The organism is Myxococcus xanthus (assembly GCF_013116825.1).
Lineage (GTDB): Bacteria > Myxococcota > Myxococcia > Myxococcales > Myxococcaceae > Myxococcus > Myxococcus xanthus_B.
On the sequence record NZ_JABFNS010000042.1, the window covers coordinates 24,161 to 47,977 of the forward strand.

General features: G+C 68.0%; 21 protein-coding genes. 10 read left to right on the plus strand and 11 right to left on the minus strand.

What is annotated here, in order from left to right:
- Positions 1–81: 81 nt before the first annotated feature.
- Positions 82–1,182, minus strand: coding sequence for a tetratricopeptide repeat protein (locus HNV26_RS14590; protein WP_171443312.1), 1,101 nt, complete (start codon positions 1,180–1,182; stop codon positions 82–84).
- 197 nt (positions 1,183–1,379) lie between these two features.
- Between HNV26_RS14590 and xth the strand changes: the two genes are divergently transcribed.
- The 6 genes from xth (at position 1,380) to HNV26_RS14620 (ending at position 9,522) form a co-directional block, all read left to right on the plus strand.
- Complete coding sequence (gene xth / locus HNV26_RS14595; protein ID WP_011555149.1) at positions 1,380–2,150, plus strand: exodeoxyribonuclease III; 771 nt, start codon at positions 1,380–1,382, stop codon at positions 2,148–2,150.
- Between the two features lie 99 nt (positions 2,151–2,249).
- Positions 2,250–2,450, plus strand: coding sequence for a hypothetical protein (locus tag HNV26_RS14600; RefSeq protein ID WP_171443311.1), 201 nt, complete (start codon positions 2,250–2,252; stop codon positions 2,448–2,450).
- A 327-nt stretch (positions 2,451–2,777) separates the two neighbouring features.
- Positions 2,778–4,820, plus strand: coding sequence for a hypothetical protein (locus tag HNV26_RS14605; RefSeq protein ID WP_253816564.1), 2,043 nt, complete (start codon positions 2,778–2,780; stop codon positions 4,818–4,820).
- 81 nt (positions 4,821–4,901) lie between these two features.
- The gene (locus tag HNV26_RS14610) at positions 4,902–6,599 is read left to right on the plus strand and encodes an MBL fold metallo-hydrolase (RefSeq protein ID WP_171443309.1); all 1,698 of its coding nucleotides are present in this window, start codon (positions 4,902–4,904) and stop codon (positions 6,597–6,599) included.
- Positions 6,599–8,020, plus strand: coding sequence for an aKG-HExxH-type peptide beta-hydroxylase (locus HNV26_RS14615; RefSeq protein ID WP_171443308.1), 1,422 nt, complete (start codon positions 6,599–6,601; stop codon positions 8,018–8,020). Before HNV26_RS14610 ends, HNV26_RS14615 begins: the two co-directional genes overlap by 1 nt.
- Entirely contained in the window at positions 8,017–9,522 is a 1,506-nt protein-coding gene (locus tag HNV26_RS14620) for a radical SAM protein (RefSeq protein ID WP_171443307.1), read from the plus strand. The genes HNV26_RS14615 and HNV26_RS14620 overlap by 4 nt, the downstream gene beginning before the upstream one ends.
- Positions 9,523–9,552: 30 nt before the next feature.
- Here the strand turns inward: HNV26_RS14620 and HNV26_RS14625 are convergent, their stop codons facing one another.
- The 4 genes from HNV26_RS14625 to HNV26_RS14640 all read right to left on the minus strand — a co-directional run bounded on the left by HNV26_RS14625 (position 9,553) and on the right by HNV26_RS14640 (position 11,771).
- The gene (locus HNV26_RS14625) at positions 9,553–10,353 is read right to left on the minus strand and encodes a glycosyltransferase family 9 protein (RefSeq protein WP_253816565.1); all 801 of its coding nucleotides are present in this window, start codon (positions 10,351–10,353) and stop codon (positions 9,553–9,555) included.
- Between the two features lie 251 nt (positions 10,354–10,604).
- Positions 10,605–10,802, minus strand: a complete 198-nt coding sequence (locus HNV26_RS14630) for a hypothetical protein (protein ID WP_253816566.1) — start codon at positions 10,800–10,802, stop codon at positions 10,605–10,607.
- Between the two features lie 201 nt (positions 10,803–11,003).
- Positions 11,004–11,204, minus strand: a complete 201-nt coding sequence (locus HNV26_RS14635) for a hypothetical protein (protein WP_216609124.1) — start codon at positions 11,202–11,204, stop codon at positions 11,004–11,006.
- A 375-nt stretch (positions 11,205–11,579) separates the two neighbouring features.
- A complete protein-coding gene (locus tag HNV26_RS14640) occupies positions 11,580–11,771 on the minus strand; it encodes a hypothetical protein (RefSeq protein WP_216612286.1) in 192 nt (63 codons plus the stop codon).
- A gap of 275 nt (positions 11,772–12,046) precedes the next feature.
- On the opposite strand from HNV26_RS14640, the gene HNV26_RS14645 reads away from it, so the two are divergent.
- Positions 12,047–14,470, plus strand: a complete 2,424-nt coding sequence (locus HNV26_RS14645) for an ABC transporter permease (protein ID WP_171443305.1) — start codon at positions 12,047–12,049, stop codon at positions 14,468–14,470.
- A 4-nt stretch (positions 14,471–14,474) separates the two neighbouring features.
- On the opposite strand, the gene HNV26_RS14650 is transcribed toward HNV26_RS14645, so the two are convergent.
- Together HNV26_RS14650 and HNV26_RS14655 are read right to left on the minus strand one after the other, a co-directional pair.
- Positions 14,475–16,232 (minus strand): ABC transporter ATP-binding protein, encoded by a 1,758-nt coding sequence (locus HNV26_RS14650; RefSeq protein WP_171443304.1) that lies wholly within the window; start codon positions 16,230–16,232, stop codon positions 14,475–14,477.
- 103 nt (positions 16,233–16,335) lie between these two features.
- On the minus strand, positions 16,336–17,556 hold the full coding sequence (locus HNV26_RS14655; protein ID WP_171443303.1) for a M20/M25/M40 family metallo-hydrolase: 1,221 nt from the start codon (positions 17,554–17,556) through the stop codon (positions 16,336–16,338).
- A 287-nt stretch (positions 17,557–17,843) separates the two neighbouring features.
- On the opposite strand from HNV26_RS14655, the gene HNV26_RS14660 reads away from it, so the two are divergent.
- Positions 17,844–19,460, plus strand: coding sequence for a GMC family oxidoreductase (locus HNV26_RS14660; RefSeq protein ID WP_171443316.1), 1,617 nt, complete (start codon positions 17,844–17,846; stop codon positions 19,458–19,460).
- 2 nt (positions 19,461–19,462) lie between these two features.
- Here HNV26_RS14660 and HNV26_RS14665 read toward each other — a convergent pair whose 3' ends face one another.
- On the minus strand, positions 19,463–19,978 hold the full coding sequence (locus tag HNV26_RS14665; protein ID WP_171443302.1) for an OmpA family protein: 516 nt from the start codon (positions 19,976–19,978) through the stop codon (positions 19,463–19,465).
- 245 nt (positions 19,979–20,223) lie between these two features.
- On the opposite strand from HNV26_RS14665, the gene dgt reads away from it, so the two are divergent.
- A complete protein-coding gene (gene dgt, locus HNV26_RS14670; RefSeq protein WP_171443315.1) occupies positions 20,224–21,642 on the plus strand; it encodes a dGTP triphosphohydrolase in 1,419 nt (472 codons plus the stop codon).
- Between the two features lie 15 nt (positions 21,643–21,657).
- Here dgt and HNV26_RS38390 read toward each other — a convergent pair whose 3' ends face one another.
- Both HNV26_RS38390 and HNV26_RS14680 read right to left on the minus strand, forming a co-directional pair.
- Positions 21,658–22,392: a hypothetical protein gene (locus HNV26_RS38390; RefSeq protein WP_253816567.1), complete on the minus strand. Its 735-nt coding sequence runs from the start codon at positions 22,390–22,392 to the stop codon at positions 21,658–21,660.
- Between the two features lie 52 nt (positions 22,393–22,444).
- A complete protein-coding gene (locus HNV26_RS14680) occupies positions 22,445–22,627 on the minus strand; it encodes a hypothetical protein (protein ID WP_090491820.1) in 183 nt (60 codons plus the stop codon).
- Between the two features lie 97 nt (positions 22,628–22,724).
- Between HNV26_RS14680 and HNV26_RS14685 the strand changes: the two genes are divergently transcribed.
- Complete coding sequence (locus HNV26_RS14685) at positions 22,725–23,399, plus strand: SOS response-associated peptidase (protein ID WP_171443301.1); 675 nt, start codon at positions 22,725–22,727, stop codon at positions 23,397–23,399.
- Positions 23,400–23,409: 10 nt separating this feature from the next.
- Here the strand turns inward: HNV26_RS14685 and HNV26_RS14690 are convergent, their stop codons facing one another.
- The gene (locus HNV26_RS14690) at positions 23,410–23,799 is read right to left on the minus strand and encodes a DoxX family protein (RefSeq protein WP_171443300.1); all 390 of its coding nucleotides are present in this window, start codon (positions 23,797–23,799) and stop codon (positions 23,410–23,412) included.
- Positions 23,800–23,817: the final 18 nt, after the last annotated feature.

The following is a 23,817-nucleotide window of genomic DNA, read 5'->3' on the forward strand; positions in this document are numbered from 1 at the left end:
GTCCGCAGGTTAGACCGGGGGACACCGAACGGGAACCGCTCTGGAGGCTCGCCCGGCGCAGGGCCTCCAGGCAGGAAGGCGCTACCGGGAAGCAGGCGCCTCTCCCTGGGTGGGGCGCGGCCGCTCACGAACCGTCCGGGCGCCGGCCATGTCCGCGTGGGCCGTGCGGCGCATCCGGTCCGCGTTGACGCGGGCCTGGACGTAGCGCGGTGACAGGTGCATGGCGGCGGCGTAGGCCGCCCGGGCCTCCTCCACCTGTCCGAGCCGCTCGTGGGCCACGCCCAGGTTGTTGTGCACATAGGCCACGTGCGGGAGCAGCTCCGCCGCCCGGACGAGCACGTCCACGGCCTTCTGGGCTTCTCCGGCACGCAGGTAGGTGAGGCCCAGGTTGTTGAGGGCGTAGCCGTGCTCGGGGTGGAGGTGGACGGCCTGCTCGAAGCGCAGCATCGCCTTCGCCAGCGCCCCCTGCGCCAGGTGCGCGCGCCCGAGCACCTGATAGGCCTCCACGTACTCGGGATTGCGCAGCACGGCTTCCTCGCCCACGGACACCGCTTCGGCGTGGCGGCCCAGGGACACCAGCAGCCTCGCCTGACGCACCAGGGGGCGGGCATCCAGGGGGAGCAGGCGGCCGAGCTGGGCATGGGCACGCACGGCCAGCTCCGTCCGGCCCGTGAGCCCGGCGAGCTCCGCCGCCAGCGCCAAGGCGGCCACGTCGTCGGGGGCGTCATGAATCGCACGGCGGCACTCGGTGAGCGCGCCAGCGAGGTCGTCCCAGTCGCGCAACAGGTGGGCCCGGCTCAAGTGGTCCACGCGCCGTCCATGTCTGTGCGGCAACGCGAGCTCGGCGTCCGGCGCGATGTTCGAACCTTCCGACGCGGCTCCGGACACGGCGCCGAGGTGCGCGATGCTGCTGTCTCTACCCGGCGCGCGCTGCTCGGACGCCGGCGGAAACGCGGCGGCGTCTCCCCCTGGATGGGCCGCATCCGGCGCCGCGGCGTCCGCGTTGGACGTGGACTGCTCCTCCGCGGCCAGCCACGCGCGCAGCGCCCGGGGCAGCGGCGCATCCGCCCACGCCAGGGCCAGTCCGAGCACCACGAGGCTCGCCAGCACCAGCGCGCGCCGCGCGGAGGCCGGCGAGCGGAATCGGGTGTGGGACGTGGGCTTCGTGTGGTTGCGGCGCATGGCGGCGACCTCGACTGCTGGCGGAGCTCCCGGGACGGGGACTCCGGGGCGCCGTGTGCCGGCCTCCCGCCCGGCGTCATTGCGACTGGCGTGCCACGCATGCTCCCAGAGGGACGGAGGGGGTTGTGTGGCCCTGTGGCCACAGGGCCGGGGAAAAGCATGGCGGGGGGCGCGGGCGGCATGCGACGGTCCGCGCGATGAAGATCGCCACCTGGAACGTGAACTCGGTGCGGGCCCGTCAGGAACGGCTGCTCGCCTGGTTGAAGAAGGCCCAGCCGGATGTCCTCTGCCTGCAGGAGCTCAAGTGCGTGGACGACGACTTCCCCATGGAGGCCGTGCGGGAGCTGGGCTACCACGCCGCCGTCCACGGGCAGAAGACGTACAACGGCGTCGCCATCCTCGCGAAGGAGGAGCCGAAGGACGTCGTGAAGGGCCTGTCCGACGGCGTGGATGATTCGCATGCGCGCCTCATCGCGGCGACCGTGGGCGGCATCCGCGTGGTGAGCGCGTACGCGCCCAATGGCCAGTCGGTGGACTCGCCGCAGTACCAGTACAAACTGGAGTGGTACGGCCGGCTGAGGCGCTACCTGGATACACGGCACAAGCCCGACGAGCCCCTGGTGCTGGGCGGGGACTGGAACGTGGCGCCCGAGGACATCGACACCTATGACCCGAAGTTGTGGGAAGGCCAGACGCTCTTCACGCTGAAGGAGCGGGATGCCCTCCAGCGCCTGGGCGCCTTCGGGCTTTCGGACGCCTTCCGCAGGCTGCACCCTGGCGTTCAGAAGTTCACCTGGTGGGATTACCGCATGCTCGGCTTCCCGAAGAACCTGGGCCTGCGCATCGACCACCTCTACGTGACGGCGCCCGTGGCCGAACGACTGACGGTCGTGGACGTGGACCGCGAGGAGCGCAAGGGCAAGCAGCCCTCGGACCACGCTCCCGTGTGGCTCGAGCTGCGCGACTGATGCGATATTCGAGAGCGGCCATGCCATTGCTTGCATGGCCGCTCTCCACGAGCATCAGGCACGCGGTGCGATGCGTGCGATGCTCCAGGAGCGAAGGTCATGACGACGCCCCCGCCCGAATCGCTGCCGTTTCCCGACAGCCTTTGCCACCGCTGCGCCGCGCCACCTCGCTACGTCCAGTCGAGGACCACGACCTTCATCCTCTGCCCGCTGCTGCCTCAGAAGTACCCGCCGCAGCCGGTCCGTGCGTGCGCGCTGTTTCAGCCGAATCCGCCGGGGACGCCTCCGGTGTCCCGCTGACGCCAGCCTCGATAGCCGGAGGCCCGCGCGCAACACCCGTATCGGTTTCACGCTGGCGGACACGTCGTCCCGCCAGGGGGCCCGTTGTGTGTCTCGCGCCGGGGCTTCGTGCCTTCGCTGCCGGGTGGAGGATGTGGCGCCGCGAGAGTATCACTTCGCCAATTTTACATGGAGTGGGGGTCTAAATTGATTTCAGCAATTTACATGGAGAGGTGATTGACCCTGAGCTTCGCGCTCGGGCACGCTTTGCGTCCATTCGCCAGCGTTGCTCGGAGGAAGCCCGTGTCTGTTCAGAATCCAGGAGCGCCGAGCCGGCCCACGGCAGACATGCTGGATGGCGCGATTGGCGCGGCGGTTGCCGCACTGGAGCAGCTTCCCGTCGCGGAGATGCTGGCTTCCACGGGAGCAGGCGTTCATTCGGTGGACTCACCGGCGGCGGCAACGCTGGTCCTCCTCGCGCTGGCCGAGAGCGAGGGGGCTGCACATGCGCATGGGGCGTCCTGCATGCGGCGGCTGCTCTCCAGTCGCGCATCGACTGGCTTCTGGCGTTTCTCCTCGGATTCGGGACGGTCGGAAGCGGGGGAGTCCGCCCGCGCGCTGGTGGCGTTGAGGCAATGGAACATGCCGTTGGACCCACCCCCGGCGCTCGCTGCGCTCCTGTCGCGCGACGTCGCGGGGGCGCCTGGCCAGACATCGTCCGAGTCCAGAGCGGCGGCCATCGAAGGCGTTCTTCCTGAAGCGGACGTCGCCATGACCGCGGACCTCCTGCTCCTGGCGGCGCACGAGGGGCGGTCGCTACCGGGCCGCGCCGCGCTTGTTTCCGAGAAGGTTCGAACCCAGGGGCTTCTGGGCTGCGCCCGCGGCGAGCCAGCGGTTTCGCCTCTCCTGCTGGGCTACCTGCTGACGCGCTGGGTTCGTCACGTGGGGGACCACTGGCAGCTCGCGGTCCCCCTTCGGGCAGAGCTCATCTCGCTCTGGGAGAAGGGGGAGGTGCGCGGCGCGGTGAATGTCGCCCTCGCGATGAGCGCCCTGATGAACCTGGGGCGCCCCACGGACGTCAACCTCTTCGAGCGGACGTTGGATTCCATGGCGGCCCTGCTGCTGCGCGAGCAGAGCGAGGAGGGGCTCTGGCCCGTGGCGCCGCTGTACGAGGCCGGAGACGTCGTCTACGGCTCGCTGGAGGCATCGGCGGCGCTGTGTGTCGAAGCGCTCGTCCGGTACGTCCGAATCGCGCGCATCGCGGCGGACCGGACCGACAACTTCCTCCCGGGGGCGCTCCCGCCTCGGTCGGGCACCTGGAAGGAGACGTTGGCGGCCTTCGACAGTGATTATCCGCCCGCGTTGTTTTCTCCCGAGTCGCGGGCCCGCCTGCTCGCGTTGGGCGAATGGCTGCCGGCGGCCCTGGAGGGCGATGGGGGCTTCGAGGTCCGGCTGCTGGAGGGGACGCCTCGGGTGGACTTCATCCTGGGGATCAAACACGACGGGCAGGCGCTGCTTGCTGGCAGGCATCCCCACTCAGAACTCCCAGCGCCCTTGTTCGCCGCTCCCGAGTGGCGGCGCATTCGCGACTTCGCGCGAGCGTGGGCTGAGCCGGGCGGGCTGCTCGACCGGGAAGTCGACGCGTTCTGGCTGGAGTTCGACCTGGATGCGCCAGTCGCCTCGCCTCCGCTGCCCATCGTGTTCCTCTGCACACGGGACCAGCCTGTCGCCGTCAACGAAGCGCTCCACCGGCAGAAGTCGGATACCTACCGCGCGACACTCCACGCGGGGCTTCCGCTCTTGCGTGGGGATGAGGCGCCGCTCACTCCAGAGCTCCAGCGAGGAATGGATGTCTGCATCGAGGCGCTGCCTCCCGGTGCACACCTCTATGCGGCCTGCGTGATGATGTCGCGGCGCAGCAAGAACCTCCGCTTCACGCTCAAGAACGTGCCTCCCGAGAGCATGGTGGCGTACCTGGAAGCCGTGGCGTGGCCAGGAGACATCCAGCAGTTGCGGGACACCCTCGCGTGGGTCCTTCCGCTCGGCGTCAATCGCTTCATGCTCAACCTGGACCTGGCGCCGCAGCTGCTGCCGACGCTGGGGCTCGAGTGCTCGTTCCAGGGGCGTGCGCAGCCCGCCGAGGAGCCCCGGTGGCAACGCCTGCTCGACGAGCTCGTGACGCGGGGGCTCTGCGCACCCTCACGGCGCGACGCGCTGCTGGCGTGGCCGGGTCGCACGCAGGTCAACCTGTCCGCTGGCTCGGCCACGCGAGAGAGTGTCTTCGATAAGCGGCTCGCGCACGTCAAGCTGGGGTTGACGGGGGCCCCGGTGATTGAAGCCAAGGCCTATCTGGCCACACATCGCACCTCCGAACTGCTCCGGCCGCGTTGAGTCGTCATTCCCGTGGCCTGCATTGACGCTCGGGGATACGAATTGATACGTTGAATTCTGAATATTCAGAATGGGCAGGCTGTGCAGACTTTCATCGAGCACCTGGGCCACACTTCTTTTGTCATTCAGCGCGGTCCTCTGAGGGTTCTCATCGACCCGGTGCTGGTGCTGCGGGAGCTGGAGTTCCGGCAGCCTGCGTGTCCCGCGTGGTTCTTCGATGACCTGTCGTCGGTGGACGCGGTCTTCTTCTCCCACGCGCACGACGACCATCTCCATCCACCCAGCCTGTTGGGGCTTCGCGAAGACGTCGCCCTCTACTTCCTCGACAGGCCGAAGCCGGGCGCGGCGCCCGAGTCGAGCGCTCGCGCGATTCTCACGGCGCTGGGCTTTCGCAATCTCCATCCCTTCCAGGAGGGGGACGTCGTCGAGCTGGCCCAGGACCTGCGCATCCACATCCTGCCCGCGCAGTGTTCGGGGGAGGGCGAGGATCAATGTGCCCTGCTGGTGGAGACGCCGGATGTGCTGGCGCTGGACGCGGTGGACGTGACGGATTCCCCCCGGACGCGCGAAGCGCTTGAGGCCTTCCGGGGCCGCGTTGATGTCGCCTTCGTCCCCACGGGGGCCTCGGTCCAGTGGCAGGGCTTCTGGAATCAGATGGACTCCGTGGGAGCGCTCGCGTTCTGCGACTGGTTGAAGCCAGCGCGTATCGCGACCTGTGGGGGCACGCTGTCCATGGCGGGGCGGCCGCGGGAAGACCGCCTGGAGCGCTACCCGGTCGACCGGGCGCATTGGATGGCCGCCGCGGTGACTCGCGCGCATGACTCGGCGCTCCTGCCCTGGAAGCCCCCGTACCGGCTCGTCTACGGCGAGCACGTCCTGGAGCGCTGCGCGCTGCTGCAGCCCGGCCGTCGCTTCGAACCGGCGCGAGGGCAGCGGCGTCCTCAGGCCCTGCTGACGACCTTCTTCACGGGATATCACCCGAGCAAACCCATTCAGCGTTGGGGATGGGGAGACAGCAACGACCTCGTGCGTTGGCTGGAGCCGTTCGAGGCCATCCGGGAAGTGCTGCGCGCATCCACCCACGACCTGCGCTACCTGCTGGAGCGGTGCCAGCTGTCCGTCAACAAGACCCCCGCGGCGGTCCTGGTGCCCCGGACGCTCCGCTGCCTCGTGGAGGGTAAGGCCTTCGAGCTCGCGGCGAGGGTGGTCTCACTCCTCCCGTCGAAAATCTCGGAGCCCACGGACATGGATGCTGGCTACTTCGCCGCTGTCGAGGCCACGCTCCAGTGCGAGCCGGCGCTCGAGGCGCCGCTGCGGGAGGACCTGGCGGCCTGCCTGTGGATGGACCGGGGCCTGTTCCACATCCAGTGCATGTCACGCCGGATGAAGGAGCTGGCCCGCCGTGACGAGCGCACCGAGGCGCTTCGCGCGACCCACGTGTCGGTCCTGCGTGACAGCCTCCTCCAGCGCCGCCCGGTGTTGGGGCCCTACCACCTGCGCGTCACGCGAGACCTGGCGCGGCTGCTGGACGCGCGCCCGCTGTCGCCGGAGACGTCGGAGGTCCTGTGTTACGCGAGCCCGGCGGGCATCCGCCATCAGCCGCTGTCGACGCTCGAGGTGCTCCTGCTGGACCAATGTGACGGACGCACGGTCGCCGAGATGGTCGGCGACGTGAGCGCGGCCCTCTCCCTGCCTCACGACGACGTCCGGTCGGCCATCTTCACGTTCCTGTCCCATCTGTCGCACGAGTCGCCGTTGGTGCTCGACTGGAGTCACTGATGCAATTCCAAGATGCCTTCACGTTCCCGACGCCGTTGTCCCCCGAGACGGAAGCCTCGGCGCGTGAGCTGTTGCGTGCGCAGCAGATGGGGCAGCTCGATCTGCTCATGGGCTGGGTCCAGCAGCCGGAGCGGCTCGGGAAGTTGGGGGGATGTGCCGCGGAGCTCCAATCCCTCCTCTCCGAGGCGTTCGAGCTCGTCGAGCGCGCGCCGGCGCTGGCGCGTGAGTTCCTGGAGCACTGGAGCACGACGGTGCTGCTCGGCCGCTTGTTGGGGCCCGCCGCCGTCGGGCCTGGCTTGATTCAATGCCTGATGGGCAACCTCGCGTCCCTGCTCATCGTCCAGCGGCTGCGGGGAGAGGTCACCCACGGCGAAGCCTTCTTCGTGACGCCGCGGACCCTCTACTGCCTGCCCCGGGGGGAGCGGCTCGACGTGCGCGGCCTCGGCGAGGGGCGCGTCGTTTGGCACTTCTCTGGCGCGGAGTGCCTGCTCTCCGCCGAGGGGCACGCCGGCCCCGGGCTGCGCATCCCGCTGCCGCTCACGGGCGATGCGCCCGTGAGCATCCAGCCGTTGCCCTGGTCCGAGACCTGGAACGTTCCGGTGCTGGACGACAGTGAGATGCTCGGCATCACCGGCCGGCGCGAGCAAGCGGGCATCCCGGACGACGGGAGCACGGGCACCTGGCGGCCCATGCCCCTGCTGCGAAGCACGGAGGAGGCCTTCCACATCCTGAGGGAGCTGTGGCCCGAAGTGCTCGACTGGGCCCGCGTGTTGCTCCCCGCGCTCGTCGACATGGGAGGCCCGGAGAACCGGAGCGTGCGCTGTTCGTCCTCGTATGGGGCTGGCACGCCCGTCTTCCTCACGCGCGTGGCCCACGGCCTGGAGCATGCGGAGGACCTGGTCCACGAACTGCAGCACGAGCGCATGTATCTGCTGCTCGACTCGCGCGCATTCGGGCGGTGGGACGACTCACGCCCCGAGTTCGTCTCCGCCTACCGCACCGACCCTCGCCCCCTCCGAGGCGTGCATCTGGGCCTGCACTCCTTCCTGGCGGTGAACCGGCTCCGGCTGCGGGCGCTGGACAGGCCCGAGTTCAAGCAGCGGGAGTGGCGCTTCCAGTTGCTCAAGTCACACCGCTGCAACCTGCTCTCCTTCCGGACCCTCCTGGACTTCGAGCGTCCCACGCCCGAAGGGCGCGTGCTCCTCGCGCAGATGGCCCAGGCCCTGAGTGAGCAGCACCCGCTCATCGAGCGTGTCGCGGATGCGGACATGGACCAGGCCTTCGACGCTTGGATGAAGCAGCACTTCTCGCGAGTGGCCGCCTGCGGCCCCGTGGTGAATGACGCCGAGACATACATGGACTGGCGCGAGGCGGCAGCGCTCGCGGCCCGCTATACCCAGCACGCCGGAGGTGCCGCATGAGGGTCCCAGGGTTGCGTTATCGCGACGAGTGGTTGCCCAACTTCTTCCCCGCGAAGCAGGTGGGCCCCGACCACTTCGTGCGGCTGTCCCGGACGGGCGCCATGCAGCTGCTGTCCGCCGCGGAGAATGCCCAGCTCGACGAAATCTCCATGGATGAGGCCCTGTTCGCGCGGCTCGAGCAGACCAGCCACCTCATCACCGCGCAGAACTCCTCGCGCGTGCTGGAGGACCTCAAGCGCTGGCATGACCGGACCTACGCGGGGCCGGGGCTCCACATCGTCGTGCTGTCCAAGCGGTGCAACCTCAACTGCACCTACTGCCACATGAACCCGGAGAACATCTCCGCGGACTCCAAGCGCTTCGACATGCAGCCCGACGTCGCGGATGCCATCATCCGCTTCGCGCTCGGTTCTCCGGCCCCCTTCCTGGGCTTCGAGTTCCAGGGCGGCGAGCCCTTCTTGAACTTCGAGGGCATGAAGTACTTCGTCGAGGAGGCCCGCAGGCAGAACGAAGCCGTGGGCAAGCGGCTTCGCTTCTCCGTGGTGAGCAACCTCATGGTCGCCACCGACGAGCACATCGCGTACTGCAAGGAGAACCGCATCAACGTGTCGTATTCGTTGAACGGTCCCGAGGACATTCACGACTCATTCCGAGTCACGCGGAGCGGGGCGGGCAGCTTCCGCAAGGTCATGGAGCGGCTGTCCCACTTCCGCGACCGGTTCCCCGGGGTGCTCAGCGCGTCGCCCCTGTGCGTGGTGGGGGCCTCCAACGCCAAGGAGCTGAAGCGCACCATCGACTTCTATCATGCGGAGGGCTTCAAGGACCTCGCCATCCTCAAGCTCAAGGCCCTGGGCAACGCCCGCAAGGAGAAGCTGCCCTTCGACATCCAGGACTTCCTCCACTACTACCTGGACGCGCTCGATTACATCTACGAGAAGAACCGCCAGGAGAACGAGAACTACTCCGAGCGCGTGGTCCGGGTCGTCCTGGCCAAGATTCTCCAGTCGACGGATACGGGCTTCGTGGACTGGCGCAACCCGGTCGGGGACTTCGGTTCGGCCATCACTTATGACCATGACGGCGAAATCCTGCCGTCGGACGAAGCCCGTTCGATGCGCTCCGAGTTCGGCTTGGGCAACGTGAAGGGGACGACCTATGACGCGCTCATCCGCAACAAGGCCACGTTCCGGTCCATGAACCTGTCGCTGCGGGATCGTGACCCGCAGTGCCGCGAGTGCGCTTTCAATCCCTACTGCGGCGTGCTGCCGGTGCTCGACTATGCCCGGACCGGGGACGCGACGCCGCGCCCCCATGCGTCCGAGGAATGCCTGCAGACGTTGGCGGTGGTGGAGTGGGTCCTGCGCAAGCTCGTGGAGGACCCCATCCCCCTGTTGCGGATGATGCCTGGAATGGACGCCGCCCTGGTGGAGATGGCCAACGGTTTGCCGACAGAGCCTGCCTCGCAGGCCATGCCGCCGATGCTGAGCGTGCAGAGCGGCTGAGGCCGCAGGGGCTGGCGCCCTCGCCGCCGCTCAGGCGGGGCGCAGCCGCCCGGCGGCGAGGTCCGTGAGCGCGCCGAGGACTTCTTCCTCGGTGATGTCGTCCATGCTCCCGTTCCCGGTGGGCTCGCGGAAGGCCGGCGTGAAACGGAAGCCCCATTGCTGGGGGGAGGTCGTTCCGAACAGGCCCACCGAGGGGAGCCGGAAGAAGTCCGCCGCGTGCAGCATGCAGGAGTCGATGCCGAGGAAGCCATCACAGGCGCCGAGCAGCGCCATGGCGACATCGAGTGGGGCGCCTGCGATGGACAGCACGCGGCCTTCATGGACCATGGGCGCCAGCTCCGTGGCGTTGTAGTCCACGTTGAGCACGAGCCATTCGGGATGGGCTGCCAGGAAGGCGTCCAGCACGGCGCGGTAGCGGGCGACGGGCCACTGTTTCCGGGAGCCGGTCTCCGTATGGAGCGCGAGCACCTTGGCCCCGTCGGGGACGCTGTCACGAAAGCGCCTGGCGGCCTCGGCGGCCTCGGCCGTCAGCACGGGGGGCTGGGCGAAATCCTCCAGCCGCAGGGTGGGGTCCACATGCTGGGCCAGCGAGAAGAGCCGGTCCGCGGAATGCTGGGACTCTTCACCCCGGACCCACTGCTTGTAACGGCGATACAGGCCGACCGTCTCGGTGGCCGCCGGGAACCCCTCGAGCAGCTCGGAGACACCCGTCGCGTGCCAGGTGTTGAAACAGACAAACAAGTCGCAGTCCCCCACCGCCTGCCGGAGCATCTCTGCGTCGATGCTTCGCTCCGTGCCTTGCGTGGTCGCGCGGACCTCGTGAATCTTCATGAGCCCGAGCTCTTGATAGAAGAACAGGCTTGAATCACCTGGCGCACCCACCAGTCTGATTTGACCCGGGTACAGCTGACTCAGGGCGCGTAGGGCGGGAAGGGCGAGGAGCCGGTCCCCAATCCCATTCAGGTGAAATACGACGGGGGCCTGGGCAGAACGAAGTTTCTGCTGCATGGAGGGGGCAATCCTTGCGTCAAGACATCCTGCCCCCGGCGTGCCGGGTGGGGTCACCGGGGCGCAGGGACCTGCTAGAACCAGCCGTCAGACGTGTGGTTGGAGTGCTCCCACGGATAATCGACGGGGGCGGCCGCGCGCGCGGAGATCTGGGCGAAATCACCGCGACCCAGGATGATGCTCAGCTGGCCGCGGAGCGCGTCCACCTTCGCGGGATCCAGCTGCTTGTACGTCACCACCTCGGGCTTCAGATCGACGTTGCTCTCAACCATGAGGGACTCCTGGGGAGGTGAATCAAATCACACGCGCGGCACGAGCTTGTCTCCGGAGGAGCCGGTCTCCAATCCCATCCAGGTGGAACACCACCGGGGCTTGGAGCGAGTGATGCTCCTGCGGCGGGGAGGGGGCAATCCTTGCGTCACGACAACCTGCTCCCCGGTGCCCAGGGATGGGCGCCGGGGAGCAGAGACCTGCTAGAACCAGCCGTCAGACGTGTGGCTGGTGTGATCCTGCGGCTCCTTGACGACGACGGCGCCCGCGCGAGCGGACATCGTGGGGAACTCGCCACGACCCAGAATCATGCTCAGCTGGCCGCGGAGCGCGTCCACCTTCGCGGGGTCCAGCTGCTTGAACGTCACCACCTCGGGCTTCAGAACGATGTTGCTCTCAACCATGAGGAACTCCTGGGGAGGTGAATCAAAACACACGCGCGGCACGAACTTGTCGCCGAACGTGCCGAGTCTGACGCCAGTGGATGCTCGCAGCTCGGATCACAAAGAGTACGGCGTCCCTCGAACGAATGTCCAGGCGTAGACGTGTTTTCGCTGAAACAGCTGCTACACGTGAGATTCGGCGCGCTTGACCCGGGTACGGCTGACTCAGGGGGCGCGGGTTGGGAAGGGCGAGGAGCCGGTCTCCAATCCCATCCAGGTGGAACACCACCGGGGCTTGGAGCGAGTGATGCTCCTGCGGCGGGAAGGGGGCAATCCTTGCGTCACGACAATCTGCACCCCGGCGCCCAGGGATGAGCGCCGGGGAGCAGAGACCTGCTAGAACCAGCCGTCAGACGTGTGGCTGGTGTGATCCTGCGGCTCCTTGACGACCGCACGCGCGGACATCATGGGGAACTCGCCACGGCCCAGGATCATGCTCAGCTGGCCGCGGAGCGCGTCCACCTTCGCGGGATCCAGCTGCTTGAACGTCACCACCTCGGGCTTCAGAACGATGTTGCTCTCAACCATGAGGAACTCCTGGGGAGGTGAATCAAAACACACGCGCGGCACGAACTTGTCGCCGAACGTGCCGAGCCTGACGCCAGTTGATGCCTTCAGCTCGGATCTCCAAGCGTACGGCGAACCTCGAGCGGATGTCCAGGCTTAGACATGTTTTTGTTGAAATATCTGCCAGCTTTGAAATTTCGCGGACTTGGGTGTTCTCAGGCGCTGGGCCTGGGCCTTTGTGGTGATGCGCGTCGCCGCGGTACACGCCGCATGGCATGCTCTTGCGTGAGAGGGACATGGATACAATTCGTCAGGACATCCGGTTTGGCGCCAGGTTGTTGCTCAAGAGTCCGACGTTCACCCTGGTCGCGATGATGACGCTGGCGCTGGGGATTGGCGCGAGCACGGCGATATTCAGCGTGGTCAACTCCATCTGGCTGCAACCCATGCGTTTCCCGCATGAGGAGCGTCTGGTGATGGTGTGGGACTCGCTTCCCAAGGCAGGTGTCGAGCGGAGCGAGACATCCCTGGCGACGCTGGAGGACTGGACCGCGCAGGCGGGGGTCTTCGAGCACGTGGCGGGGATTGTTCCGCGGAGCTTGAACCTGGGGGGCGCGCTGCAGCCGGAGCGGCTCCAGGCGTTTCGGGTGGGGGCCGCGCTGTTCCCCGCGCTGGAGGCGAGGCCCTCGCTGGGCAGGGCGTTCTCCGCGGAAGAAGACCGTGTGGGTGGCGAGGCGGTGGTGGTGCTGTCGGACGGATTGTGGCGGCGCCGGTTTGGTGGCGCGCCCACCGTGCTGGGTGAGTCCGTGACGCTGGATGGTGCGCCCTACACGGTCGTGGGCGTGATGCCGAAGAGCTTCGACTTCCCGCCTGGCGCCGAAGCCTGGGTGCCGCTCGCGCCGACGCAGGCGGAGCTGGATGCGCGCGGGGACCGGAAGGTGCGGGTGGTGGGCCGCCTCAAGCCTGGCTTCTCCGTGTCGATGGCGGAGGACGCCCTGCGGGTCCTCGCGGGGCAACTGGCGGAGCGGTACCCCGACACGGATTCGGAGCGCACCGTGCGGCTGACGTCCGTGCGCGAGGCCTACCTGGGGCCCTTGAGGCCGCTGCTCATCACCCTGGCGGGCGCGGTGGGCTTCGTGTTGCTCATCGGGTGCGCGAACGTCGCGAGCCTGCTGCTGGCGCGCGCGGCGGCTCGGCGGCGGGAGCTGGCCATTCGTGGGGCGCTGGGGGCGAGCCCGACGCGTTTGATGGTCCAGGCCCTGACTGAGAGTGTCTTGCTGTCGCTCCTGGGCGGAGGATTGGGAATCCTGGGCGCGCTGTGGGGCACGCACATGATTGCCACCATGTTGCCGCCCGGGTTGGCGGAGCGCCTGCCAGGGTGGCAATCCATCCAGGTGGATGGAGGGGCGCTGCTGTTCTGTGTCGGGCTGTCCGCCATCACCGGGGTGCTGTTTGGCCTGGCGCCCGCGTTCCAGATGTCGCGGCAGAACCCGCTGGAGGCGATGCGGGAGGGGGCGGGCGCCACGGCGGGGCGAAAGAGCATCCGCTCGGCCCTGGTGACGGCGGAGGTGGCCCTGGCCTTGATGCTGGTCGTCGGCGCGAGCCTGATGCTTCGAAGCCTCTACCAGCTCCAGGGGACCTCACCCGGCTTCGCCGCCGAACGCGTGTTCTACTTCGACGTCACGCTGCCGGAGACCAAGTATCCGACGGACGCCGAGCGGGTTCGCTTCTTCCATGCGCTGCAGGAGCGGTTGTCCTCCATGCCGGGAGCCCAGGCCGTCTCGGCGGCCAGCCTGCCGCCCATCAGCCGTCGCAGCCAGAGCTCGAACATCTACCTGGAGGGGCAGCCGAAGCCGCAGCCCGGGCAACTGCCCGAGGCCAGTCAGCGCGTCATCTCCCCGGGCTATTTCCGGACCATGGGCATCCCCTTGCACGAGGGGCGCGATTTCAACGCCTTGGATGTGGAGGATGCGCCCCGGGTCGCGATGATCAACTCGGCCCTGGCGCGGCGCTTCTGGCCCGGGGAGTCGCCGCTGGGCAAGCGCTTCTTCACGGGCGGCACCGAGCCGTGGGAGGTCATCGGCGTGGTGGGTGACGTCCGGACGCTGTGGCGCGGGCAGGTGCGTTCATCCGTGCCGGAGTTCTACCTGCCGCTGGCGCAGGCCCCGCGTGACGCGATGGTGATGATGGTGACCGTGGGAGGGACGGGGGCGTCGGCGTCGTCGCTGGCGCTGTCCTTGCGTGAGGGAATGGCGTCGTTGGACCCCGAGCAACCACCGCCGTCGCCGCGGCCCCTGGAGGAGCTCATCGCGGAGTCGTTCGGCTCCAGGCACCTGCTGGCCGCGCTGCTGGGGTTCTTCGCGTGCGTGGCGCTGCTGCTGGCCGCCGGGGGCGTCTACGGCATCATGGCCTACTCCGTCACCCAGCGGCGGACGGAGATTGGCGTGCGCATGGCGCTGGGCGCGCGGGAGGGGAGCATCTTCTGGTTGATATTGAGCCAGGCGCTGCGGCTCGCCGGGCTGGGCGTCATCATCGGCTCCGTGCTGGCGCTGGTCCTGGCGCGGGGCCTGTCGAAGTTGCTCTTCGAGGTCAGCCCCGCGGACCCGCTCGTCTTCCTCGGGACGGCTTGCGTGCTGCTCTTCGTGGCGCTGGTGGCGGGCTACGTGCCCGCCTGGCGCGCAGCGCGCGTCCCGCCCAGCATGGCCATGCGCGAGGAGTGAGGGCTCAGGCGGCGATGAACTGCCGTTCCACGAGGCGCTTGTAGAGGCCGTCCTGGGTGATGAGCGCCTCGTGGTTTCCGTGCTGGACGACGCGGCCCTGGTCCAGCACGAAGATGCGGTCGACGCCCGCCACGGTGGACAGGCGGTGGGCGATGATGAGGGTGGTGCGGCCCACCATGAGCCGGTCCAGTGCCTCCTTGACCAGGTGCTCGCTTTCAGAGTCCAGCGCGCTGGTGGCTTCGTCCAGGATGAGCAGCCGCGGATCCTTGAGGACCGCGCGGGCAATGGCGACGCGCTGCTTCTGCCCTCCGGAGAGCTGGATGCCCCGCTCGCCGACGCGCGTGCGGTAGCCTTCTGGAAACCGGCTCACGAAGTCGTGGGCGTTGGCGACGCGGGCCGCGGCTTCCACTTCCGCATCGGTGGCGCCGGTGCGTCCGTAGCGGATGTTGTCGGCGATGCTGCCCGAGAAGAGCGTGGGCTCCTGCGACACGATGCCGATGTTCTGACGGAGCCAGCGGACGTCGAGCGTTCGCAGGTCTGTCCCATCGACGAGGATGGCGCCCCGGTCCGGATCGTAGAAGCGCATCAACATCGAGGCGACAGTCGACTTGCCCGCGCCCGAGTGTCCCACCAGCGCCACGACTTCACCGGGGGCGACGTCCAGGTCCAGGCCTTGGAGGACGGGCACGTCCCGGCGCGTGGGATAGCTGAAGCTGACGTCGCGGAAGCGCAGGTGGCCTTCCATGCTCGCGGGCCGCTCGCCGCCGCTGACGGAGATAGCGGGCGTACGGTCGATGAGCTCGAAGACGCGCTCGGTGGCGCCTCCGGCCTTCATGAACTCCGCCCACAGCTCGCTCAGGGCGCCGACGGCCATGACGACCATCAACGTGTACATCAGGAAGGAGGTCAGTCCACCCACCGTGATGTCGCCCGAGACGACCATGTGCGTGCCGTACCAGAAGACGAGCAGGGTCGAAGCCAGGCCGGTGAAGCCCGTTCCTCCCATGAAGAAGCCCGAAGAGACGATTCTCGTGCGCGCCAGCGCCAGGGCCTTGCCGATGGCACGGCCATAGCTCCGGCGCTCCGCGTCTTCGGCGACGAAGGCCTGGACGGTCTGGATGCCATAGAGGGACTCGGCGGCGACCTCATTGGCTTCGGCCACCGCGGCCTGGGCGTCTCGCGCGAGCTGCCGGGCCTTGCGGCCGTAGAACAGCGCCCCCAGCGTCACGGGTGGGACGACCGCCAGCATGACGAGCGTCAACCGGGGCGACGTGTAGAGCAGCAGCGCCAGCCCTCCAATCAACGTGGTCGCGTTGCGGAGCATGATGGCGATGTGCGTACTGACGGCGCCCTGGATGAGGGCGGTGTCCGTGGACAGCCGGCTGGTGAGGCCGCCCGTGCGGTGCTGGTCGAAGAACGCGATCTCCTGCTCCAGCAAGCTGCGATACAGCCGCTCCCGCAGGTCGCTGACGATGCGCTCACCCGCGATGTTGAAGAAGGCGAAGCGCAGCCCGATGGCCACCGACTGGATGAAACACACCCCCAGCATCCACAGGGTGGTGTCGTTCACCATGTCGAGCGTGGCGGTGGTCAAGGCTTCGTCGAGGATGACCCGGATGGCCTGTGGGAAGAGCAGGCCTCCCGCGCTCCCGATGAAGAGGAAGCACGTGCCGAGCAAGAGCAGCCTCCACTCGGGACGAGCCAGTGCCAGGACGCGACGAAGGGATGCGTGGCTCAGCGGCGGATTCTGAATCAAGCCCATTGCTCACAGGCTAGTCCAGATGTGCCAAAGTTGTAATCCCGACAAAACTGGTGATGCAGGGGGGCCCGGCGCATGTCTCGCGCCGGGCCCCTGGCTTCAGGGCCTACTGCGCGGTGCCCTTGGCCAGCTCGGCGACATAGGCGGCGGCAATCTTGGAGAACTTGAGCGCGTGCGCGGCGCTGCTGTCGGAGTTCGCCAGGGTGTCTCTGGGGGTGTGGATGTTGGGATTCTTCTGGGCGACGGTCCCCTCGAAGGGGATGGAGGCCGCGTAGCCCTGGTTGTGCCAGGAGGCGTGGTCCGAGCACCCGTAGCCGCAGGTCGTGTCGATGAACTGCACGCCGACATACGTCGTGATCAGGTTGCGGATGAACTGGTTCTGAGGGGCGTTCGTGTTGTCGATGACGATGCCCACATCCCTTGTGGCGTTGGGGTGCTTGTAGTTCGTCATGTCGAGCTGCATCACCCCCACGACGTTGATGTTGTTGCTCTTGTGCGAAAGGGCGATCTCCCGCGAGCCGCGCAGGCCCGTCTCCTCCGCGGCGTAGGCCATGAACTTCACCGTCCGCTGGGGCCGGTAGTTGCGAGCCATGGCGGCGCGGATGACTTCGGTGAACGTCGCGATGCCGGACGCGTCGTCGTCGGCGCCAGGCGCGGCGCTGGTGGAGCTGATGGAGTCCAGGTGGCCGCCCACCACGACGACCTCGCCAGACAAATCGGTGCCGGGGATGGTGAGGATGACCGAGGGCTGCCGCCAGCCCGTGTGCGGGTAGTACGCCACGGTGACGTCCGTGCGCCCCGCGCTGGTGACGTAGCCCTGCCACTTCGCCAGGAGCATGGCCGCGGCGTCCACGCCCCCTTGCGAGCTCTGGCTGCGCGTGGGGAAGGCGGACAGGTCGGCGATGGTGGTGCGGATGTTCGCGGCAGAGAGCTCACCCATCAGGGTGTTCACGGTCGCGGCGTTGGTGAGGGTGTAGTTGACGGCCTTCTGGGTCGCATTGGGGGCCACGGGCGCCAGGGACGCCAGTGCCTCCTCCTTCGTCTCGTAGGTGATGAAGCCCGCGCACCGGTTGAACTTCTCGTGCATCATCAGCGCCAGCCGCGACAGCTGGGACTCCTTCAGCTGGAACACGCCCGCGTGCTCCTGCTGCTTGAGGGCGGTGGGCACGTTCCAGCCTTCGGCCGCGAAGGTCTCCTGCATGGGCGTGATGGCATCCGTGCCAATCGCAATCCAGACAGTCTTGTCTGCTGGCTTGGCCTTGATCGGCTCGGCAAGGGCCAGCGGGGCATTCAGCAGCAACAGCGAGACCGGCATCCAGGTCTTCATCCGCATTGCTCCTCCAGGGGGACGGCGTTGCGTCGCAGCACGGGGGACGGGCTGCGGGGAGGAGCCTCTGCTTTTCGAGAAATAAAGGCTTTCTGATGTCCGGTGTGGGTGTGGAAAATAAAACACACCAAGAGTGAAATCGAGGCTGGGCGGGCAGGCGCTTCGTTCCCCGCACCGCCTGAATCTCCGCGCCGGGTTGATGCATCCCTTTGTCGTAGAGTGGCGCCGCCGGCATGCGCTGGTGCGTGACGTGTGTGGCGTGGTGCCCGACGGGAGGCAGGATGGCCATGGACTGCGACTGGCTCATCATCGGCTCGGGGTTCGGCGGCAGCGTCAGCGCGCTTCGGCTGACCGAGAAGGGCTACCGCGTCCTGGTGCTGGAGAAGGGGCGGCGCTTGCGCGCCCCGGACTTTCCGAAGACGAACTGGGAGTTGAAGCGCTGGCTCTGGATGCCCACGCTGGGGTGGCGGGGCCTGTTCGAGATGTCGTTCTTCCGCCACGTCACCGTTCTGTCGGGCGTGGGCGTGGGCGGCGGCTCGCTCGTGTACGCCAACACGCTCCCCATCCCCCGGGACGACTTCTTCCAGGCCTCCTCATGGGGCCACCTCGCCGCATGGAAGGAGGAGCTGGCGCCGCACTACACCACCGCGCGGAGGATGCTGGGCGCCACGCCGAATCCCCTGCGCACCGTGGCAGACCAGGTGCTCCAGGACGTGGGCACGGACCTGGGCCGCACCGACTTCCAGCCCACCACCGTGGCCGTGTACTTCGGCGAGCCGGGTGTCTCCGTGAAGGACCCGTACTTCAACGGTGAGGGACCGGACCGGACGGGCTGTATCGCGTGTGGCGGGTGCATGCTGGGGTGTCGCTTCGACGCCAAGAACACGCTCGACAAGAACTACCTCCACCTGGCGGAGCGGCGCGGCCTCACGTTGCACGCGGACACTGAAGTCACCTGGGTGCGGCCCCTGCCAGACGGGGGCTACGAGGTCGAAGCGCTTCAAGGGGCGCGGCGCTTCTTCCGGAAGAAGGTGCGGTTCACCGCGAAGCACGTCGTCTTCGCGGGGGGCGTGCTGGGCACCCTGAACCTGCTGCTCAAGTTGAAGGCGAGCCCGGACGGACTGCCGCGCCTGTCGGAGCGGCTGGGAGACGGCGTGCGCACCAACTCCGAGGCGCTCGTGGGAGTGGTGAGCGGCCGCAAGGGGCAGGACTTGTCACGGGGCATCGCCATCGGCTCCATCCTTCACACCGATGCCCAGTCCCACCTGGAGCCGGTGCGCTACTCGGCGGGCTCGGGCTTCTTCCGGTTGCTGATGGCGCCGCAGGTGTCCGGGGCCACGGTGCTCCAGCGTTTCGCTCGGCTGGTGGGCCTGCTGGTTCGGCATCCGCTGCGCTTCCTCAAGGCGTGGTTCGTCCAGGACTTCGCGCGGCGGACGATGATTCTGCTCTACATGCGCACCCTGGAAGGGCACCTGCGCATGAAGCGCTCGCGGAGGCTGGGGTTGAGCACGGCGCTCCAGGAGGGCCCGGCGCCGAGCGCCAACATGCCAGAGGCGTTCGACCTGGCCCGGCGCGTGGCGGACAAGCTGGATGGCTATCCGATGACCATCGTCAGCGAGACCCTGCTGGGCATCCCGACGACGGCGCACATCCTGGGCGGCTGCTGCATGGGGGACTCGGCGGAGACGGGCGTCATCGACTCGCGGCACCGCGTGTTCGGCCATGAGGGGTTGTATGTGGTGGACGGCTCCGCCATCTCCGCCAACCCGGGCGTCAATCCGTCGCTCACGATTACGGCGCTGGCCGAGCGCGCGATGACCTTCATTCCCGCGGCCCGGACGGCGCCGCGGGATGAGGTGGGCGTGCCCGCGGGGCCCGTGTCCTCGGACGCCCGCGCGAGCTGAGGCTACAGGCGGACCTGGAGCTCGTAGCGGCGGTTCTTCGCCTTCTTGGCGGCGGTGTCGTCGGGCTTCACCAGCGGCTTCTCGGAGCCGTAGCCCACGGCGATGATTTCGGCCCGGGGGATGCCGCGCGCGATGAGCTCCTTGACGATGGTCTCCGCGCGCTGCTCGCTGAGCTTCTTGTTCTTGGCCGCGTCACCGGAGGAGTCGGTGTGGCCGGAGACCTCGAACTTGTAGGACTTCACGCCGGCGGCGACGAGCTGCTTCTTGGCGTCGACAAGCGCGTTGGTCAGCTTCTTGAGCTTGGCGTCGCAGCCGGCATCGAGCGTGGCGGTGCCCGTCTTGAAGCTGCACTGGTTCTGCCGGCCCTCGTCCATCAGCTTGGTGTTGACGCGCTTCTCCACGGCGGACTTGCCGGCATCGCCCGCGGCCTTGGTGAGGGCGCCGAACCCGCCCTGCGCGAAGGCCACGCCGGGAAGGGTGAGTAGCGACACGGTGATGCACAGGGCCTTGAGCTTCATACGTGAGGACGCCTCCGTTGGATGGGCGGTGTTCGCCGGGCGGAAGGCTGCCCGGGGGCCGCGCCTTCGTCCAGCGGCGCGATGTCTCATGGGATGGGTGACGGGGGCCCGTCCGCCCGGCTGGTAAAACTTGCCTCGGTGCGTGAGGGGGGCAGCATGTCCCCCCGGTCCCTTCGCACAGCGAGGCAGGCGTGAGCAGCAGCAGTCGAACGGAGCGTTGGCGGCAGCTTCTGTCGGGTTACCGGGTGGGCTCGGAGAAGAAGCCGGTGGAGGAGCCGGCGCCCGTCTTGAGTGACATGGACGCGCTGCTCCAGGACGAGCGGACCGACTACGACCGGGACTATGACCGCATCGTCTTCTCCGCGGAGTTTCGTTGCCTGCACGACAAGACGCAGGTGTTTCCGCTGTCCACGAGTGACTACACGCGCACGCGGCTGACGCACAGCATCGAGGCTTCGTGCGTCGGGCGCTCGCTGGGGAATCTGGCGGGGCGGGGGCTGCGGGCGCGCGACGTCATGGTGAATCCCTCGCACCTGGGCACCATCGTCGCGGCGGCGTGCCTGGCGCATGACATTGGCAATCCGCCCTTCGGCCACTCCGGCGAGGCGGCCATCCAGCATTGGGTGTCACAGCGGCTGGCGCGGCCCGGTGCTGAGGTGGACGGGCGGAAGAGCCCCTTCGAGACGGTGGAGCAGTGGCAGGACCTGGAGGCCTTCGAGGGCAACGCGCAGGGCTTCCGAATCCTCAACCGGCTTCAGTCGCGCGAGCGGCGAGGCGGCCTGCGCTACACGGCGGCGACACTGGGGGCGATGAGCAAGTACCCGCGCGCGTCGGTGCTGCCGGGCGGGCGTGAGCGGGACAAGGGGCGCGTATCCGAGAAGAAGTTTGGTTACTTCCAGGACGACGAGGCCCTTGCGCTGGAGGCGTACCGCGCGGTGGGCCTGGTGGAGCTGGAGGCTGGCGTGTTCTCCCGGCATCCGCTGGCGTTCCTCGTCGAGGCGGCGGATGACATCTGCTACGCGGTCATCGACCTGGAGGACTCGGCGAAGCTGGGGCTGATTCCCATCAAGGAAGCGTGTGAGTTGTTGGATGCGGTGCTGCCAAAGCCCGTGAAGGGGCCAGTGCGTCCGCCACCGTCGCATCCGGAGACACGGCTTGCACAGGCGCGAGCGCGGGCGATTGGCGAGCTCATCCAGGCGTGCGTGAAGGTGTTCCTGGAGAACGTGGAGGCGATGGAAGACGGGAAGTGGGAGACGCCGTTGGCCTCCGCGCGGGACGACGTGGCGAAGCCGTTGAAGGCCATCCGCAACCTCACGCGGCGCTACGGCTATGAGAGCGAGCGCGTGCTCCAGATTGAGAGCGCGGGATTCAAGACGCTGGGCGGATTGCTGGACATGTTCGCGATGGCGGTCGTCACCGACACGCCGAACCGCGAGGAGAAGAAGCTGCGGCAATTGCTGCCACTGGACCTCTTCCAGCGTCCGGAGCACGTCCGGGACATGGCCGAAGAGCCCGCCTCCCGAGACGAAGCCATCACCGAGGCGGTGGCCCGTCTGTCGAAGTACCAGCGGCTGCTGTGCGTGACGGACTACATCTCCGGCATGACGGACGGCTTCGCCGTGGAGCTGTTCCAACGGCTGTCAGGCATCAAGCTGCCGACGTGATTCGCGTGGCGTGCCTCAGTCCCCGGCGACGGCAATCTGCCAGTCGCCTTCGGGGGTGATGCCCACGCGCAGGCCGAGGTAGCTGCCCTGGTCCTTCATCTCCGCGACTTCCTCGTCCGGGTAGACGCCCTTGAGCGCGCCCCAATCCTTGTCGGACGTCGCGCCGGTGACATGGACGGCCGGCCAGAAGTAGAGATTGCCCTGCTTCGCGTAGGGCAGGTTCAGGACCTGGACGATGCGCGCCAACTCCGGGTTGCCCAGTTTCTCCGCTGCGCGCCAGTACTCTCCCGCGTCGGTGTCGTCGCCGAAGGTGAACCGCACGGCCTTGCCGTTCTCGTCCGCCAGGGCATCGAGCGCCGTGTAATCACAGGCCACCGCCGCGGCGATGATGCGCTGACGCATCGACTCCACGGGCGCTGGCAGCGCCGGGGACGCTGGTGCTGCGCGCGGAGACAAACTCGCCGCTGAGCAGGTTCCCTTCTCCGCGGCCGGCGCTCCCGTGTATTCGCCGACGCCCGAATCGGCGTTGGCCGCTTCGGCCGTTGCCGAGCCAGGCACCGCGGCATCCGGGCTACCCGCGCCCTGGGACTCCGTGCTCGGGGCGGGTGTCTGTCCCTTGCCCGGCGCGGCAGGGGCGACAGGCGCGGCGGCGACACCCGAGTCGACTCCGGCGGTGGGGCTCGAGGTTCGCTCGGTGCAGGCGACGAGCGAGGCGGCGACACAGAGAGAAAGCAGCGCAGTCCGGTTCATGGCCCGCTCGTTGTAGTCCAGCGGACAGGCGGTGGGCTCCGGATTCCGTCGCTCAGCCGCCGCCTTTTGGTGACTCGATGACGACCGCGAAGGGGTCGAAGGGCTTGTCATCCTTCTTCTTCGCGCTCGGCATACCGAACTCGCCGGTGGGGTGCTCAGGCCGGACCGACGTGTACGGGTCAATCTTCACCGGAACGCCAAACACCTTTGGGTTCTTCTTGGGGCCGTCGCTCATGCCCCCCCATGCTACTGCAGCGTCCGCCCGCCTGTTCGGCTGCGCTGGCAAGGCGTCTTCTTGGGCATTCGGCCAGCCAGGGCGATACTTCCCGCCCATGTGTGGCCGTGTCACCGTTCGAGCCTCTCCTGAGCAGATTGTCACCGGTCTGGGCCTCGCAGGCATCCGTACCGCGGTGGAGCGCCCGCGCTTCAATCTCTGTCCCACGCAGTTGATGCCCGTCGTGACCAATGATGGCGCGCGGATGCTGGATGCCTTCCGCTGGGGGCTCGTCCCGTCGTGGGCGAAGGACCCCGCCATTGGCAACAAGCTCATCAACGCACGGGGCGAAACGGTGGCGGAGAAGCCCAGCTTCCGTTCCGCGCTCAAGCGGCGCCGTTGCCTCGTCGTGGTGGATGGCTGGTACGAGTGGAAGCAGTCCACGAAGCCGAAGACGCCGTACTACTTCCACCGCAAGGACGGGCAACTCCTGACGCTCGCGGGGCTGTGGGAAGAGTGGACCGCGCCCGACACGGGGGAGGTGCTCAACACCTGCACCATCATCACCATCGGGCCCAACGCGCTGATGGCGCCCATCCATGACCGGATGCCCGTCATCCTCGAGCCGGAGGCACAGGAGGTGTGGCTGCGTCCGGAGCCGCAGGAGTCCTCGGTGCTGCTCCCGCTGCTGGTGACCTGCGCCGAGGAGTCGCTGGACGCCTACGAGGTGTCGCGCGTGGTGAACTCCCCCGCCAACGACACCCCGGAGTGTGTGGAGCGCGTGGCCGCCTGAGCCGCGCGGCTCAGGCGCGGCGGCGGACCTTCGCGTCGAGGCTCCACGGCCCCGCGCCGATGAGCGCGATTCCGGCCATGACGGCCAGGTAGAGCAGCGCCATCTCCATGCGGCCGAAGGGGTCCGCGCGGTGCCGGTAGAGGGCCACCGCCATGGTGAAGCCCGCCATCGCCGCCGCCGGACGCGTGAAGAGGCCCACCGCCACCAGCAGCCCGCCCAGGAACTCCGCCAACGTGGCGCACCAGGCGAAGAACGTCGGAAACGGGAAGCCGAGCTGCGCCACGCCCGCCGCGAACTTGCTCATGTCGCCGGTGAGCTTGGACAGGCCGTGCCCCAGCGCCAACGAGAGACCGAACACCACGCGGATCAACGTCAAACCCACCGCGGACTTACCCACCATGCTGTGTACCTCCCAGGT